Annotated in this window: 19 protein-coding genes; 1 reads left to right on the plus strand and 18 read right to left on the minus strand. The window is 42.4% G+C overall.

Annotation, left to right across the window (positions count from 1 at the left end):
• Positions 1–134 precede the first annotated feature (134 nt).
• The 8 genes from secG to ybeY are packed head-to-tail and all read right to left on the minus strand — an operon-like array spanning position 135 to position 5,010.
• Complete coding sequence (gene secG / locus ACT17O_RS06510; RefSeq protein ID WP_000282517.1) at positions 135–368, minus strand: preprotein translocase subunit SecG; 234 nt, start codon at positions 366–368, stop codon at positions 135–137.
• A 39-nt stretch (positions 369–407) separates the two neighbouring features.
• Entirely contained in the window at positions 408–557 is a 150-nt protein-coding gene (gene rpmG, locus ACT17O_RS06515) for a 50S ribosomal protein L33 (RefSeq protein ID WP_007519517.1), read from the minus strand.
• Complete coding sequence (locus tag ACT17O_RS06520; RefSeq protein WP_444817273.1) at positions 557–1,756, minus strand: multidrug efflux MFS transporter; 1,200 nt, start codon at positions 1,754–1,756, stop codon at positions 557–559. Before ACT17O_RS06520 ends, rpmG begins: the two co-directional genes overlap by 1 nt.
• Positions 1,743–2,348, minus strand: coding sequence for a dephospho-CoA kinase (coaE, locus tag ACT17O_RS06525; protein ID WP_444817274.1), 606 nt, complete (start codon positions 2,346–2,348; stop codon positions 1,743–1,745). The genes ACT17O_RS06520 and coaE overlap by 14 nt, the downstream gene beginning before the upstream one ends.
• Positions 2,348–3,172, minus strand: a complete 825-nt coding sequence (gene mutM / locus ACT17O_RS06530; protein ID WP_444817275.1) for a DNA-formamidopyrimidine glycosylase — start codon at positions 3,170–3,172, stop codon at positions 2,348–2,350. The genes coaE and mutM overlap by 1 nt, the downstream gene beginning before the upstream one ends.
• 48 nt (positions 3,173–3,220) lie before the next feature.
• Positions 3,221–4,120: a GTPase Era gene (gene era, locus ACT17O_RS06535; protein WP_000143275.1), complete on the minus strand. Its 900-nt coding sequence runs from the start codon at positions 4,118–4,120 to the stop codon at positions 3,221–3,223.
• Between the two features lie 16 nt (positions 4,121–4,136).
• On the minus strand, positions 4,137–4,532 hold the full coding sequence (locus ACT17O_RS06540; RefSeq protein ID WP_248023510.1) for a diacylglycerol kinase family protein: 396 nt from the start codon (positions 4,530–4,532) through the stop codon (positions 4,137–4,139).
• Positions 4,513–5,010, minus strand: a complete 498-nt coding sequence (gene ybeY / locus ACT17O_RS06545) for an rRNA maturation RNase YbeY (protein ID WP_084851856.1) — start codon at positions 5,008–5,010, stop codon at positions 4,513–4,515. Before ybeY ends, ACT17O_RS06540 begins: the two co-directional genes overlap by 20 nt.
• A 104-nt stretch (positions 5,011–5,114) precedes the next feature.
• Between ybeY and pavA the strand changes: the two genes are divergently transcribed.
• The gene (pavA, locus tag ACT17O_RS06550) at positions 5,115–6,770 is read left to right on the plus strand and encodes an Rqc2 family fibronectin-binding protein PavA (protein ID WP_444817276.1); all 1,656 of its coding nucleotides are present in this window, start codon (positions 5,115–5,117) and stop codon (positions 6,768–6,770) included.
• Between the two features lie 199 nt (positions 6,771–6,969).
• Here pavA and ACT17O_RS06555 read toward each other — a convergent pair whose 3' ends face one another.
• From ACT17O_RS06555 to ACT17O_RS06600, 10 genes are all read right to left on the minus strand, one after another.
• On the minus strand, positions 6,970–7,701 hold the full coding sequence (locus ACT17O_RS06555; RefSeq protein ID WP_444817277.1) for an NAD-dependent protein deacylase: 732 nt from the start codon (positions 7,699–7,701) through the stop codon (positions 6,970–6,972).
• Between the two features lie 144 nt (positions 7,702–7,845).
• A complete protein-coding gene (deoD, locus tag ACT17O_RS06560; protein ID WP_000022091.1) occupies positions 7,846–8,556 on the minus strand; it encodes a purine-nucleoside phosphorylase in 711 nt (236 codons plus the stop codon).
• A 472-nt stretch (positions 8,557–9,028) separates the two neighbouring features.
• The gene (locus tag ACT17O_RS06565) at positions 9,029–9,739 is read right to left on the minus strand and encodes a type 1 glutamine amidotransferase (RefSeq protein WP_444817278.1); all 711 of its coding nucleotides are present in this window, start codon (positions 9,737–9,739) and stop codon (positions 9,029–9,031) included.
• Between the two features lie 4 nt (positions 9,740–9,743).
• The gene (locus ACT17O_RS06570; RefSeq protein ID WP_444817279.1) at positions 9,744–10,553 is read right to left on the minus strand and encodes a purine-nucleoside phosphorylase; all 810 of its coding nucleotides are present in this window, start codon (positions 10,551–10,553) and stop codon (positions 9,744–9,746) included.
• Complete coding sequence (locus ACT17O_RS06575; protein WP_444817280.1) at positions 10,553–11,110, minus strand: DUF1697 domain-containing protein; 558 nt, start codon at positions 11,108–11,110, stop codon at positions 10,553–10,555. Before ACT17O_RS06575 ends, ACT17O_RS06570 begins: the two co-directional genes overlap by 1 nt.
• Before the next feature lies 1 nt (position 11,111).
• A complete protein-coding gene (locus ACT17O_RS06580) occupies positions 11,112–12,323 on the minus strand; it encodes a phosphopentomutase (RefSeq protein WP_444817281.1) in 1,212 nt (403 codons plus the stop codon).
• 23 nt (positions 12,324–12,346) lie between these two features.
• Positions 12,347–13,030 (minus strand): ribose-5-phosphate isomerase RpiA, encoded by a 684-nt coding sequence (rpiA, locus tag ACT17O_RS06585; protein ID WP_444817282.1) that lies wholly within the window; start codon positions 13,028–13,030, stop codon positions 12,347–12,349.
• 105 nt (positions 13,031–13,135) lie between these two features.
• Entirely contained in the window at positions 13,136–14,065 is a 930-nt protein-coding gene (locus ACT17O_RS06590; protein ID WP_444817283.1) for a peptidase U32 family protein, read from the minus strand.
• Positions 14,066–14,190: 125 nt separating this feature from the next.
• Positions 14,191–14,871, minus strand: coding sequence for an ABC transporter ATP-binding protein (locus ACT17O_RS06595; RefSeq protein ID WP_268703359.1), 681 nt, complete (start codon positions 14,869–14,871; stop codon positions 14,191–14,193).
• A 13-nt stretch (positions 14,872–14,884) separates the two neighbouring features.
• Positions 14,885–15,940 (minus strand): ABC transporter permease, encoded by a 1,056-nt coding sequence (locus tag ACT17O_RS06600; RefSeq protein WP_070697054.1) that lies wholly within the window; start codon positions 15,938–15,940, stop codon positions 14,885–14,887.
• Between the last annotated feature and the right edge of the window lie 268 nt (positions 15,941–16,208).

The following is a 16,208-nucleotide window of genomic DNA, read 5'->3' on the forward strand; positions in this document are numbered from 1 at the left end:
AAAATCAAAGAGCAAACTAGAAAGCTAGGCGCAGGCAGTACTGGAGTACGACAAGCCAACGCTGACGTGGTTTGAATTTGATTTTTGAAGAGTATAAAAATAAAAATAGGCAAAGACCTAGTCCTGCCCATTTCTTATCTACTTGATAATACCGTCAATGCTAAGGCAATGGCTAGCCAGAAAAAGACTAAAATACCTGTCAAACGTTGCATCACAGCTTCAAAACCACGCGCTTTACTACGTTCAAACAAATCACCTGAGCTGGCATCAAATACATTGCTGGATTGGTTCTTAGTTGGTTGCATGAAAATCGCAATCACAATCACAACAGATAATACTAATAAAATGGTTAATAATAGGTTATACATATCAAACTCCTTAAAATCCCTATTATTTTACCATAAATTCTACTTAGATTCAAGATGTAAAGTTACTTTTCTTTCCTTTGGACAATATTTTAACACCTCAATCTTGTCTGGATGGGTTTTTGAGTTCTTACTGGTTAGATAATTCATGCTGCCACAAGAGGAGCACTTGAGATTGATTTTTACTCGCACTAGATTTCCTTTACTTTTAATAATGATCTAAATTGCACTATGTTACATAAACAACTGAAGGCCACACAGGCTGCTGTCGCATAAAAGACAGCATGGTAGCCCAAATATCCTGCAACTGCGGATCCCGCCATAGGTCCGATCACTCCACCAAGGTAAAAAAAGACTTGGTTGAAGGCGAAAATCCTTGAAATACCTGATTTTGGAGTCATTTTGCTAAGAAGGGCATTAACTCCCGGTATGAGAGCACCTGTTCCCAAACCAAAGAGAAAACGATACAAGCCAAGTTGAAGGGGGCTGGTCGCATGGGCACAAAGAAGGTAAATGATGACGGAATAAATCTGCGCCACAACTAACAATCTATGATTCCCTACCTTATCGCCAAGTTTTCCTAGAATTCCAGCACTCATCATGCTAGAAAATCCCATGCTGGATACAATCAATCCTGATACAAAGAGGAGATTCTCAGTCTGCCCTAAGTCCCGCACATAGAGAGCCAGAATGGGGCCAATTGATTGAGCTGAAAATTGAATGACAAAGCTCGTCAAAAATAGGTTTACTAAGAGTCTAGGATACTTGAAAGAAGAAAATAATTCTTTCGTTGGAATAGCCTTCTCCTTAGCCACTGGCTGAAAATCTTCCTTGATAAAGAAAATGGTTAGGATTGCAGCTAAAAATAAGCAAGCACCTACCAATAAAAAGACATTACGAATGCCAAAAATTTCAGCAATAAAGCCTCCAACAAAGGGACCCGTCAGTGTTCCTGCAACAACTCCTGTAGATAGAGTTCCCAGAGCCGCTCCAGACTTATCTTTAGGTACCTGACTAGCAATCAAGGCCGTTGCATTGGGGACAAAACCAGTAAATACACCATTGAGCAAGCGCAAAAAGAGTAGCCAATAGATATTTGGCACAAAGGCCAAACCTCCCATGGTAATGGTCATGGCAAGCCCAGCTCGAATCATCATGGGTTTTCGACCGTACTTATCAGCAAGAATACCCCAGATGGGAGAAACTAGAGCTGCTGAAACAGCCGAAACTGAGATGGCTAATCCAGCATAGAAAGCAACTTGGTCCCCTTCAATTCCCAACTGTTCTACAAAGATAGGCATGAAAGGAACGACCAAGGAAATGCTGGCTCCCGTTAGAAAACTACCGAACCAGGCGACACGAAGATTCTCTTTCCAACTAATCTCTTGCACAGCTATCGCCTCCTTCAAGTAACTTCACTACTTGAGCCACAAGCTGATCACGACTGCCATTGTTGTCTAGAACATGACTGGCAAAATCTTTCTTTTTCTCTAAAGACCATTGGGCAGCCAAACGGGACTCTGCTACTTCCTTAGAAAGATGATCCCGTTTCATGAAACGTTCCACCTGAACATCACGGTTCACATAGACCAGCCATGTTTCATCAAACCAGGCACTGTAGTTCTGTTCAAAAAGTAGGGGAATATCCATGAAAAAAATCGCTTCTGTCTGAGCCAACTGGTCTCGCAGTGCAGCCAATTCCTCACGAATAATCTCCCCTTGGGTTTGCTTAGACCATTCCCGCTCCTCAGGATTTGAAAAGATGAGACTAGCCAGGAGAGGGCGATTGAGTTCTCCATTTTCAAGGATGATTTCCTGACCAAAGTGCTGAACTAAGAGCTGATAAAGACGACCACCAGGTCTCTGTAGTTGGTGGACGACTGCATCAGCATCCACCACTTGAAAACCTTTCTCTCTTAGGAAATTTGTCACAGTTGACTTACCAGAAGCAATTCCTCCTGTGATTCCGATGATTTTTCCCATCAGCCCCTCCTTTGACACTGAGGACAAAAATGAGTGCCCCTTCCACCGAGCTGGAATTTCTCAATCATTGTCCCACAGCGGGAACACGCTTGCCCAGTCTTATCATAGACCTGATGGAAATTCTGCATGGTTCCGTCTTCCCCAAAGGCATTGGTATAGGTCCGAATGGTGGAACCGCCTTTTTCAACAGCCTGACCCAAAACAACAATAGTCTGGTCATGAATAGCTGACGCTTCTTCTGCAGTCAAAGTTTGGGAAGGTCTAGCTGGATGAACCTGAGCTCGCCAGAGAACCTCATCCACATAGATATTGCCAAGGCCAGCTACCAAGGTCTGGTCTAGGAGATGGGATTTGATAGGCTTTTTAGACTTGGATAGAGCAGCTTGAAAGACCTGCAAATCAAAGTCCTGCTCTCTTGGCTCAGGCCCTAGTTTTTTAGATACAAAGTATGCATCCAAAAGGTCAGGCGCCAATAGTTCCATGGTGCCAAACTTACGCACATCCTCATATACAAGAGTTCCACCATCCTCAAAATGAATGAAAACATGGGCATGCTTGCGTTCTGGAACTTGGTCCGGATAGTAAAAATACTTTCCCTCCATCCGCAGATGGGAAATCAAGACCTTGTCTGTCAAGTAGAAAAGCAAATATTTTCCACGACGCCCCATGGACTCAATTACTTGACCTGGCACTTCCTTTTGAAACTCTTTCAAATCCGTCTTGATCATCTTGGGATAAGCAATTTCTACATTAGCAATCTTCTTTCCCAAAATCAATTTTTCTAAGCCACGACGAACCGTTTCAACCTCAGGTAATTCAGGCATGAGTCCTCCTTCTGTAAAAACAAGAAGCAGGCATGAGCCCACCTCTACTTAGTATTCTTTTTCATTATAGCCAAAGTCAGCCAAATCTAGCTTTTTATCACGCCAATTTTTCTTGACCTTGACCCAAGTTTCTAGGAAAACCTTATCCCCTAGCATGAGTTCGATATCACGACGGGCCATGGTCCCAATTTTCTTAAGCATGGCGCCACCTTTACCGATGATGATACCTTTTTGGCTATCTCGCTCCACCATGATGGTTGCACGGATGTGAACCTTGTCTGTCTCTTCATCCCGTTTCATAGAGTCAACCACTACGGCAACTGAGTGTGGAATTTCTTCACGTGTCAAATGAAGAACCTTCTCACGAATCATTTCTGATACTAAGAAGCGCTCAGGGTGGTCAGTGATTTGATCAGATGGGAAATACTGGAACCCTTCCTCCAGATTTTCACTCAAAATATCGATTAGACGAGAAACGTTATTTCCCTGAAGGGCTGAGATAGGAACAATTTCCTTAAAGTCCATCTGGTTACGGAAGTCATCAATCTGAGCCAGAAGTTGGTCTGGATGAACCTTGTCAATCTTATTCACCACCAGAATCACAGGAACCTTGGCAGCTTTCAGACGCTCGATAATCATGTCGTCGCCCTTACCGCGTGGCTCATCAGCTGGCACCATGAATAGAACAGTATCCACTTCACGCAAAGTACTATAGGCAGATTCCACCATGAAATCGCCAAGAGCTGTTTTTGGCTTGTGAATCCCAGGTGTATCGATAAAGACGATTTGCTCCTTATCCGTGGTGTAAATCCCCATGATTTTATTGCGCGTTGTCTGCGCCTTGTCACTCATAATGGCAATCTTTTGCCCCATGACGTGATTTAAAAAGGTTGACTTCCCAACATTGGGACGTCCCAAAATAGCTACAAAGCCTGATTTAAATGTCATAATTTCCTCTTAGTGTTTAAAATAGTATATCCCAAATGCGTGGGAGAAAGATAAGTGCACCTGTCACCGCAGCAAAAAGAGAGACCACTAGCACGGCACCTGCTGCCATGTCCTTGGCTTTCTTTGCCAACATAGAAAAGTGATAGTGACTGGCTAGATCCACCACATTTTCAATAGCAGAGTTAATAATCTCAAAGGCTACTACCAAGAAAATGCTCATCAGGAGAAAGAGCCATTCGATTCGTGACACCTGAAAAACAAAACCTGCAAAGATAACTACTAGAGCCGTCACTGCATGTTTTCGCATATTGCGTTCTTCCTTGATGGCAGTCAGAATTCCTGTAAGAGCAAATTCTAAACTAGATACCAGGTCACGATTTTTCCATTTTCGTTTATTGTCTTGTGAGTCCATAGGCTGTCAAAATTTCTTCTTGTAAACCGAACATCTCCGCTTCTTCTTCCGGAGTGTAGTGATCATAGCCGTTAATGTGTAAAAAGCCGTGTACTGCCAAGAAGCCCATCTCACGCTCAAAGCTGTGGCCGTATTCCTCAGCCTGCTCATGCGCTTTATCGATAGAGATGAACAGTTCCCCAATATAGGCATCAAACTCAGACATCATCTCTGCCAATTCAGGATTTTCAAGCAAATCTTCCTCATCAAAGGAGATGTCCAACTCTGGTTTATACTCAAGGCTAATGACATCTGTCGGACGATCTGTATCACGGTACTCGAGATTGAGTTCGTGGCTACGATCATTGGTCACAAAAGTGACGGCCATCTCCTTGTCTTCTTTTCCGAGTTTTTGGGCTGCAAATTCCAAAATTTCTTGGGTTTGTTGCAAGATTTCTTGTGAAACTTGACCAGTTTCATCTACTATTTCAATATACATGTACTTCTCGATTCTCTTTACTTGGCTTTATTATACCACATTTCCATGATTTTATTCTACCTTTTTGATATAATACTATGGAATACAATCACAAGGAGAGAACGATGTCATTTGACGGATTTTTTTTACACCACATGGTTGAGGAATTGCGAAGCGAGTTAGTCAATGGTCGCATCCAAAAAATCAATCAGCCTTTTGAACAAGAGTTGGTCTTGCAAATCCGCAGCAATCGCCAAAGCCATCGCCTGCTCCTCTCTGCCCATCCCGTTTTTGGTCGCATTCAGCTAACCCAAACGACTTTTGAAAATCCAGCCCAACCTTCTACTTTTATCATGGTTTTGAGAAAGTATTTGCAGGGTGCTCTGATTGAGTCGATTGAGCAAGTCGAAAATGATCGTATCGTGGAAATCACGGTTTCCAATAAAAACGAAATTGGAGATCATATCCAGGCTACCTTGATTATCGAAATCATGGGTAAACACAGTAATATTCTCCTCGTAGATAAAAGTAGCCATAAAATCCTCGAAGTCATCAAACACGTTGGTTTTTCACAAAACAGCTACCGCACCTTGCTCCCCGGATCGACCTATATCGCTCCCCCAAGTACCGAATCCCGCAACCCTTTTACTATCCAGGATGAAAAACTTTTTGAAATCTTGCAAACCCAAGAACTAACAGCAAAAAATCTTCAAAGTCTCTTTCAAGGTCTGGGACGTGATACGGCAAATGAATTGGAAAACATTCTTGTCAGTGATAAACTGTCTACTTTCCGAAACTTCTTCGGGCAAGAAACCAAGCCTTTCCTAACGGAGACTTCTTTCAGCCCAGTTCCTTTTGCAAATCAGGTGGGAGAGCCTTTTACCAGCCTTTCTGACTTGCTGGATACCTACTATAAGGACAAGGCTGAACGCGATCGCGTCAAACAGCAAGCCAGCGAACTGATTCGTCGTGTTGAAAATGAACTTCAGAAAAATCGCCATAAGCTGAAAAAACAAGAAAAAGAGTTACTAGCGACAGACAATGCTGAAGAATTTCGCCAAAAAGGAGAATTGTTGACAACCTTCCTCCACCAAGTGCCTAATGACCAAGATCAGGTTACCTTGGACAACTACTACACCAATCAACCTATCACCATCGCGCTTGATAAGGCCTTGAGTCCCAGCCAAAATGCCCAACGCTATTTTAAACGTTACCAGAAACTCAAAGAAGCTGTCAAATACCTGACTGAGTTGATCGAAGAAACCAAGGCAACCATTCTTTATCTGGAAAGTGTCGAGATTGTGCTCAACCAAGCTGGACTGGAAGAAATCGCTGAAATCCGTGAAGAACTGATCCAAACAGGCTTTATCCGTAGAAGACAGCGAGAGAAAATCCACAAGCGCAAAAAACCAGAACAGTATCTGGCTAGTGATGGCAAGACCATCATCTATGTTGGACGAAACAATCTGCAAAACGAGGAATTGACCTTTAAAATGGCCCGCAAGGAAGAACTCTGGTTCCATGCCAAGGACATCCCTGGAAGCCACGTCGTCATCTCAGGAAATCTCAATCCTTCTGACGAAGTCAAGACAGATGCGGCTGAATTAGCTGCCTACTTCTCCAAAGGTCGCTTGTCAAATCTCGTGCAAGTGGATATGATTGAAGTCAAGAAACTCAATAAACCAACTGGTGGCAAACCTGGCTTTGTAACCTACACAGGACAAAAGACCCTCCGTGTCACACCAGACCCAGAAAAAATCGCATCTATGAAAAAATCCTGATTCCACTTGAAATCAGGATTTTCTTTTACATTTTACTCTGCAATCAAGGTTTCCAAACCAACCTTCATCATATCAGTGAAGGTATTTTGATTTTCTCTGCAAGTTTTTAATAACACTCAAAGAGCGAGATAGTGGTCAATAAATGAGATAGTTTTCTCTTTCAAGTAACAAGGTTTTGTTGCTATCTTCTAAAATTCTTTTATTGTCTCAATTTCGAAAAGACTTCCCCAATCTTGCCTTCAATAACCAATGTAGCTTGGCTGTCTTGTGTAATACTGGTTTTATTGATAAGGACCAGATTTGTTCCAGAAAAATAGTTTACTAGGCTAGCTGCAGGATAAACAACCAAGGAAGTCCCACCAATTATCAGCAAGTCAGCTTGCCGAATAGCTTGTGCAGCTTGGCTAAAAACATCCATGTCAAGTGATTCTTCATACAAGGTCACGTCAGGCTTGACCACCTTGCCACAGTCTAAGCAGTGGGGAACCGGTCCCTCGAGGGCAAGAAAAGCAGTTAAGTCATAGAAACGTTGACAACCTAGGCAGTAATTCCGGTCCGCACTCCCATGCAATTTAAAGACCTTTTGGGAGCCAGCCATTTCATGAAGACTATCGATATTTTGTGTCACAACAGCCTTTAGCTTACCTGTCTTTTCCAAAGCAGCTAGATAAGCGTGAGCAGCATTAGGCTTGGCTTCTGGATAAATCAGGTATTTTTTATAGAAGTCAAAAAAATCTTCTGGATAGCGCTCAAACATGGTCCGAGAAACGAGTTGCTCTGCCGTAAAATGACGGCCTAACTGATGACTATAAACACCATCTGAACTACGAAAATCTGGGATATTAGACTCGGTTGACACTCCTGCTCCTCCGAAAAAGACTATTCTGTGGCTTTTATCAATCAAATCTTGTAATAGTTCTATTTTATCCATCACATTTCTCCCTAAGCTGAGTTCTAAAAAAGTTGAAAATCAATAGTTGGATTTTCAACTCTTTCTTTATCATTGCTAAGATATTGAAAATAAATCACTTACAACCGTTCTTGTAACTAATGTAATTGAAAAGCTATTCTCTGTTTACTCTGCAATCAAAGTTTCCAAACCAACCTTCATCATATCTGTGAAGGTATTTTGGCGTTCTTCTGCCGTAGTGTCTTCATCTGGATTGACCAAGCTATCAGAAATGGTCATGATAGCAAGTGCATCGACGTGGTGTTGGGCAGCCAAGTAGTAAAGTGCTGCTGCTTCCATTTCGACAGCTTTAACTCCCCATTTACCAAGTTCTATGTTCTTTTCAAAGTAGTTTGAGTAAAAGACATCAGATGACAAGACGTTCCCAACGTGGGTTGTCATACCAAGTTCTTTGGCGATATGGTAGGCCTTGTCTAGCAAGTCAAAACTTGCGATTTGTGGAAAATCGTACTGTGGCCAGTCGTTGCGGATGATGTTTGAGTTGGTCGCAGCTGCTTGCGCCAAAACCAATTCACGGACATGAACATCCTCGTTTAACGAACCCGCAGTTCCCACTCGGATTAATTTTTTCACACCGTAGTCCACAATCAACTCACGCGCGTAAATCGAAATGGATGGCATCCCCATCCCAGTTCCCATGACCGATACACGATGACCCTTGTAAGTACCAGTGTAGCCAAACATGTTACGCACTTCGTTAAAACAAACAGCATCTTCAAGGAAATTCTCCGCAATAAATTTCGCACGAAGAGGATCCCCAGGAAGAAGAATTTTATCAGCAATTTCACCCTGCTGAGCAGCAATATGGATAGACATAATATAAGATACCAAACCCGTCAAAAAGCGAAGGGAAAATAGGAGTTGGGCGCAGTGAGCGATGCTCGCTAGACCAACTATCTTTTTCCCACTGCTTTTAGGGTGGGTTCAATTCCTTTCTTTCTTGATTTTGATGATAAATAGGAGAATAGCTCGGGTTCAATTCAAAACCAAACTACCCTACCTTTCAATGTTTTTAGAAAAGTTTCCGCTCGTGTTCAAATCAGAACACTTCACTCTACCTTTCTTTTTGTATATTTAGGATAGCGACAGTGAACAAAGTAAAAATAGGAAACTGACGACGCATCACAGATGCTAGACAGTTTATCTTTTTTACACAGTTCTCCGCCCGTATTCAGTTCAGCAAATACGGTTTACCCATCCTTTCTTTCTTGATTTTAAAATTAAATATTTCACAGAACAATTAGCCCGAGTTTGACTATAGCTCAGATACTCTGGATTTCTGTAGTTCCTAGTTTACCAATGAATCTAAAAATGCATACAGTTTTGCATTCATTTCAGAATAATCGTTTCCACGTAATTCTTCTGGTGTTTGAACAAAAGGCAACTTTTCACTTTGCTCTCTTAATTTCTCCTCACCATCCGCAGCAATCAATAACTCTATTGCGTCTGGATCAAATTCCAAATGAGCCTGAAAGGCATAATGTTTGGGACTGAAGCGAATAATTTGGCGTGGACAACCTTGACTGGTCGCCAAGACGACAGCTTCATCTGTCAGCCCTGGCATATCATCGTGCCAGTGGCCGGTTTCTATGTTTTTTCCGAACAAGCTGACATGAGGATCTGTTAGACCTTGCATCGTCAATGTCACAGGATAAACGCCGATCTCGCGCTCTGGACTATGTTCATACTTCGCACCATAGACAACAGATAGGAGTTGCCCACCAAGACAGACACCAACAATATAGATATCTGCAGCAATCGCTTCTTTCATAAAAGCAAGCTCAGCCTTTGGATCATAGTATGGGAAGTTTTCTCTATCCTCATCAGGTGATTGAGGACCACCCATGACAATCAGAAAATCAATCCCGTCAATTGTTTCAGGAAGAGGTTCTTTTTCATAAACCTTTGTTGATGTAATTTGATGACCTCGTTCTATAGCCCATTTTAGATATGCGCCTGGAACCTCAAATGTCTCATGTAAAATAAAGTGAACTCTCATGACATTACAATTCAGCAATAATAGCTTTAAGCAAGCCTTTGAAGTCGCCTTTGACACGCTCTGTCACTTCCACAACTTCCTCGTGGTTGAGTTCTTCTTGGAAACCAGCAGCATGGTTAGTGATACATGAAATACCGAGAACTTTCAAGCCTGAGTGGGCAGCCACAATAACTTCAGGAACAGTGGACATACCAACTGCATCTGCCCCCAATGTCTTATAGGCACGAATTTCTGCAGGTGTTTCATAAGTCGGACCGGTTACACCGATATAGACACCTTCATCAAGCTTGATACCGAGTTTTTTAGCCACTTCATGGGCAGTAGCACGGTATTCTGGTGTGTAGGCTTTTGACATATCAGGGAAACGTGGACCAAAATCATCCAAGTTTTCACCCATCAATGGGTTTTGCCCCGTCATATTGATATGGTCTGAGATAGCCATCAAGGTACCAGGACCAAATCCAATACCTCCAGCTGCATTGGTTACAATGACACCTTCACATCCGAGAACTTTCATCACACGTACTGGGAAAGTCACGACTTCAAGAGGATTTCCCTCGTAGAAATGGAAACGACCTTGAAGAGCCAAGACTTTTCGACCTGCAAGGTCACCATATACCAATTTACCAGCGTGACCAACTACTGTCGAACGGCCCCAGTTTGGAATGTCTGCATAGTCTACTACAACTGGATTTTCGATTTCTTCTGCCAATTCTCCAAGTCCTGATCCAAGGATTAGACCGAACTCAGGCGCTTGGATTCCCTTGTCTTTCAGGAAAGCAGCTGTTTCCTTGATCTTATCTAAAAATGTCATTATGTGTCTCCTTTATTATTTTTTAGCATTTGACCGATTTTATCAAAGGTTTTTGCATTGCGAATGGTGATGTTGCGATAAAAAGGCATCTTGAGCAAGTACTTGTGATAGGCAGTTGTATAGTAAGATTCTTCAGAGATCTTCCCCCAGAAAATCCCAAGTCTTCCAAAATGAACCACTTCATCTTTCAGTTCCAAACTGTTCACTTTCTCTATGACTTGATCCACATCCAAGCTCTCCGTGTAGAAGAGCACATCCTTTCGTGCCAAATCTTTGGTCCACCATTCAGGCAGATTTTCAAGTTCCTCTTCAAAGTCCTCAAAACTCAGTAAAGAAAAGCTCTGAATAAATGGATAATGGATTTCAAAGAAAGCCTCTAACTTTTCAACCAATTGGGCTTTGGCATCTGTCGAAGTAAAGAAAATATTGCCACTGTTGATGTAGGTTTCAACCTTTTCCAGTCCCAACTCTGTCAATTCTTGACGAAGTTGCGCCATAGCAACCTTATTCTTCCCACCGACATTAATGCCCCGAACAAGTAAAGCATATCGCGTCATCTTATACCAATTTATCTAAGAAACTTTCCCCAATCATGGCAGTTTCAACACCAAAGTTATCCGCAACTGTTGCTGAGATATCTGCAAAATGTCCAACTGGAATGACACCATTTCCTTTAAAGGAAGGGCTGTAGGCCAAAAGTGGAATGTATTCGCGAGTGTGGTCTGTTCCTGCATAGGTTGGGTCATTTCCATGGTCCGCTGTAATCAAGAGAAGATCATTCTCTCTCATAGCTGCGATAATTTCAGGCAAGCGATCATCGAACTCATGCAAGCAATCACGGTAACCATGAGCATTGCGGCGGTGGCCGTAAAGGGCATCAAAGTCCACCAAGTTTGTGAAGGAGAATCCTTTTTCAAACTCAGCAAGGCCCATGGTCTTCAATAGTGTATCAATTCCATGGCTGTTTGACTTGTTGTGGCCCATGTCATGGTTGATACCAGCGCCGTTAAAGATATCGTTGATTTTACCAACAGCGTACGTATCGATGCCAGCTTCGTTCAATTTATCCAAAACAGTTGGTGCAAATGGAGAAACGGCTAAGTCACGACGATTTGCTGTACGAGTGAAGTTACCTGGCTCACCAACATATGGACGGGCAATGATACGACCTAGAAGAGCAGGACGCTCAAGGGTAATTGAACGAGCGTATTCACAGATACGGTACAATTCATCCAAAGGAATGATGTCTTCGTGGGCAGCAATTTGCAAAACAGGGTCAGCTGAAGTATAGATAATCAACTCTCCAGTTTCCATTTGACGTGGTCCGAAATCATCGATAACAGCCGTACCTGAGTATGGTTTGTTGGCTTCACGAATGACCTTGCGCCCTGAAAATTCTTCGATTTTTGTCAGGATTTCTTCTGGGAATCCGTTCCAGAAAGTATCGAAAGGCTCGGTAATGTTGAGTCCCATGATTTCCCAGTGTCCAGTCATGGTGTCCTTACCTAGAGATACTTCTTCCAATTTTGTTGCATAACCTGTTGGATTACTTTCAGCTGGTACAGTCTTAAGAGGCGCTTCGCGAGGAATATTTCCTAGACCGATTTTAGCCATGTTTGGCACATTCAAACCAACTGTTTTTGAAATGTGTCCCAGTGTGTCAGAAGCTCCATCTGGAACCCCTGCATTGACAAAGTTATTGGCATCTGGTGCTGCACCGATTCCTACAGAATCCAGCACCACCAAGTGAATACGATTAAATTTTGACATAGTCTGTCTCCTTATTTTTTTGATTAGTTTGCTTTTGTTGAAGTTAAAATCTGAACACCATCTCGTCCCGCTACGATGACCTTATCCACCATTTGGTTGAACAAGCCATGCTCTACGACACCAACGACATGGTCCAATTCGTGTCCGAAGGCAATCGGATCTTCAATGACATCCAAGGCTAGGTCAATGATAAAGTTCTGCATATCGGTCACAAAACGTTGGCCGTCTTTTTCACGGAAACTTGGTTTGTAGCCAGCTCGCTCAAACCGACGAAAGACCTGTTCTGCACCATACTGAACCACTTCTACTGGCAATTTAAAAGCACCTAGTTTCTTGACCAGTTTGCTTTCATCCACCACCCAAATGTATTCTTTTGAGGGCGTTGCGACAACCTTCTCCATCAGAAGGGCACCACCTCCGCCTTTGATTCCGTTAAACTGGCTATCTACTTCATCCGCCCCGTCAACCGTCACATCAACAAAGTCAACTTGATCAATCGACTTGAGCGGGATGTTAAGACCTTCAGCCTGTTTACTGGTCACACTGGAAGTTGTCACAGCAGTAATCTGCAAACCTTCTTCCTTAATCCGACGACCGATTTCTTCTACGAAATAGTAGGCAGTTGATCCAGTTCCGAGTCCAACAACCATACCATCCTTGACAAACTCAGCAGCCTTGATACCTGCCATCTTTTTCAGATTCTCCACTTAAATACCTCCATTAAAGAGCTATTTTTATTATAACATGTATCCGTTTTTATTTCATGGATACACTGGAAAAACCCGAACATTTTTATTTCGGGTTTTGGTGTCCTATTTAACCATATCAGGATCGTAATCATAGAATCCTGTGTCGAGGAAACGGTTTTTAGGGTGTAACTTGCGCACTTCCTCATCTAACAAGAAGGCTTGGTCATGGCTGAAATTCCCCTCTTGGATCAAGCCACGCGCTTGAATAAAGAGTTTAGCAATTTCTACAAAATTCTGACCAGGTGTGTAGAGCCCCTCTAGCTTCCAGTGAGTAAAACCATGCTCCACCAATTCTGTCAATTTGGTCATCAAATCAAGGTCGTTATTTGCAAAAATGTGGGTCCCATGATTGTCTTCAAAGATAGAGTAATGGCTCTCAGGGTCACTCGGTTCTGCTAAGAAGAGGTCACGTTTACGTGTCTTTTCATCATCGATGTGCGTGAAGTTATAGTAGTTTTGCAAGAGCGGACGCTTAGAATGATGAATGACACTAGCTCCATAAACCAATACTTCAGCAGGAATTTCCAAAATCTCTGGCATCTTGAAGAGTTCAGCAGATGGAATTTCACGCGCCAAAACAGCCTCAGAGGCGCCTGCCTTTTGACCCCAGAAGTTAATCTGACGACTGCTTGTCACCATGGTTGAAGCATCGTAGATGGTCTTAAAGGAATAGCCATCACGGTTGACCACATAAAAGACACCTGCATCCCCAACTGTGATGTAGTCTGTCTTAATTTCTTCCAAGAAGTCTAGGAATGGCTTGATACGGTCCATCATGTCTTGGTGCATAAGGGCATTGACCGCAACGATCAATTCCTTGCCTGCTTCATGAACCAGCTTAGCGATGGTGCGTAACTCTTCATAGCTAAAGTTTGTTGGCAGACGAAGTCCAAAATCTTTCTCACCAACATAGATACGGTCTACGCCGGCTTCGAGTAACTGTTCAACTTGTTCAATACTTTCAGCAGTTGCTGTAATGATAATCTTTTCCATAAGAAAAATTATACCACATTTCTCAAAAATCAGCTATGGGTACTGGGAGTTTCACAAAAAGTTAAACTTGTTTCTATCTTTTCCAATCAAAAAAGTGAACAGTAACTTGTACCATTCACTCTATTTTATGCATGTGTTTCTTCAACTAGGTGGCCATCGTTCATGACATAAATACGATCAACCTTATCAAGAAGGCGAGTATCATGCGTAATCATAACAACTCCTCTGCCTTGTTCATGGGCAATGGCAGCCAGCATCTCCGTTACTTGGTAAGCACGCTCGGTGTCTAGACTGGCTGTCGGCTCATCTGCAAGCACAATGCTCGGATTGTTATAGAGCGCTCTAGCAATCGCGGCACGTTGACGTTCGCCACCTGATAGAGCCTTGGGATACTGTTCTTTTACTTTTTCCAAATCCAACAGGTCAAAGAGCTCTTTTCGGTCACTTTTGCTATTTTTTCCCTTATCTAGTCTGTCTATCAAATCCAGCTGTTCCTTGACCGTTAGAAAAGGAATTAGGTTTGAAGCCTGAAGAATGAAACTAAACTCTCTAAAACGGAGGTCTGTTTTCTCCTTCTCCGTCAAACTGCCTGTTTCCTTCCCCTTTACTAGAATCTTTCCACTCGAAGCTTCCTGTAGTTGTCCTAGAGTTGTTAGAAAGGTTGTCTTGCCAGAGCCAGAAGGCCCAACAATAGCTACGAACTCTCCTGCATTTAGCTGAAAATTTGTCTCATGCAGGGCAACGACTTTCATCTTTCCTTCCCCGTAGGTTTTTGTCACTTGATTCATTTCTATCAATGCTGTCATACTATACTCCTTATCACTCTGCAATCGCAGTAATCGGGTCCACCTTTAGCAAGCGTGGTAGTGAAATGACACCACCTAGAAGGGCCATCAAGCAAATTACCAAACTTAGGACCGAGTAGGCTATCCAACTTGGATAGAAAAAGAAGGTAGCTGGTAAGACTAAAATCACTCCTCCGATTGCCAGCAAGGCTAAAGCAATCCCCATACCAGCTAGGAGGAAGATTTGACAGAATAGAGACCATACAATGGTTTTGATCTGTATTCCCTGAGCTCGCATTATTCCATAAAGTCCTAGTTTTTGGATAGTAATGATATAAACAAAAATCCCCACAATCAAGCCTGTGATGACAATCATAGCAAGAATCATTCCTGAAAATACATTAACCTGAGGTGTGTAACCAGGAATTTTCGAAATCATTTTTGGAATGGAAATCTGTTTCAGTCCATCGCCAGACACTTCTATGTCATTTTTCAAAACTAAGGCAGAGATGGAACGATTGGCTTTCAAGGTTCCTTGTAAGGTCCAATAAGTTGTCAGACTCGTAAAGACAACAGGCTCGGTGAAAAACTTATTTCCTTGAGTCAGGCCTACGATCTTGTAACTTGTCTCACTTCCATTGAGCTGAATGGCATCACCTAGCTTCATCCCATAGTTCTCAAAAGACTGATCCACGACAACCTCATCATCTCTTTCAGGATAACGACCCTCCGTCAAACTAGGAGAGATAAAAGAGTCCCAGTTTTGAGCAAAGATGGAAACGTTAATCTTTTCACTACCATCGACTAGATTGGTCACAGCGAACATATAGCCCAATGGAGCAGCCTCTTCAGAACTCTTTTCCTTGTAGTCTTTTTCAGGAATAAAAGATGCCGTCAAATTATCATTTGCGTAGTCGGATAAAACGACACCCGTCGCTTGCCAATTATCAATAGCGGCCCGGTTGTTTCGCACAAGACCAAGAGCTAGACTGGTCATAAAAAAGACCATAAAAGCGATAAGAAAAATGGTCGTTAAGATCAAACTATATCGAAGTTTGTTTCGTAATATCTCTTTGATAGCAAGATACATGCTTATCTCCTTTTACTTTTCCCAGAGGTAGCAAGAATGCCACCCAGACCAATAGACAGAATCTCTGTCTTATCATCCATTCAAAACAACTCCTATCAATACTCTTCAAAAGTATCCAGGTAGCAACTCAACAAATCATCTTAGGAAAAAGCCTCAGCTTGCTATCAATTTATATAAGTTATCCTTACCTTTCTCAGTATATTTATAATAGAGAAAGTTAGGTCATCTGTTTTAAGTGTAACATCCATGCTATCATTTTCTCTAGTGG

The organism is Streptococcus sp. HJ1 (assembly GCF_052399005.1).
In the GTDB taxonomy this organism is placed as follows: domain Bacteria; phylum Bacillota; class Bacilli; order Lactobacillales; family Streptococcaceae; genus Streptococcus.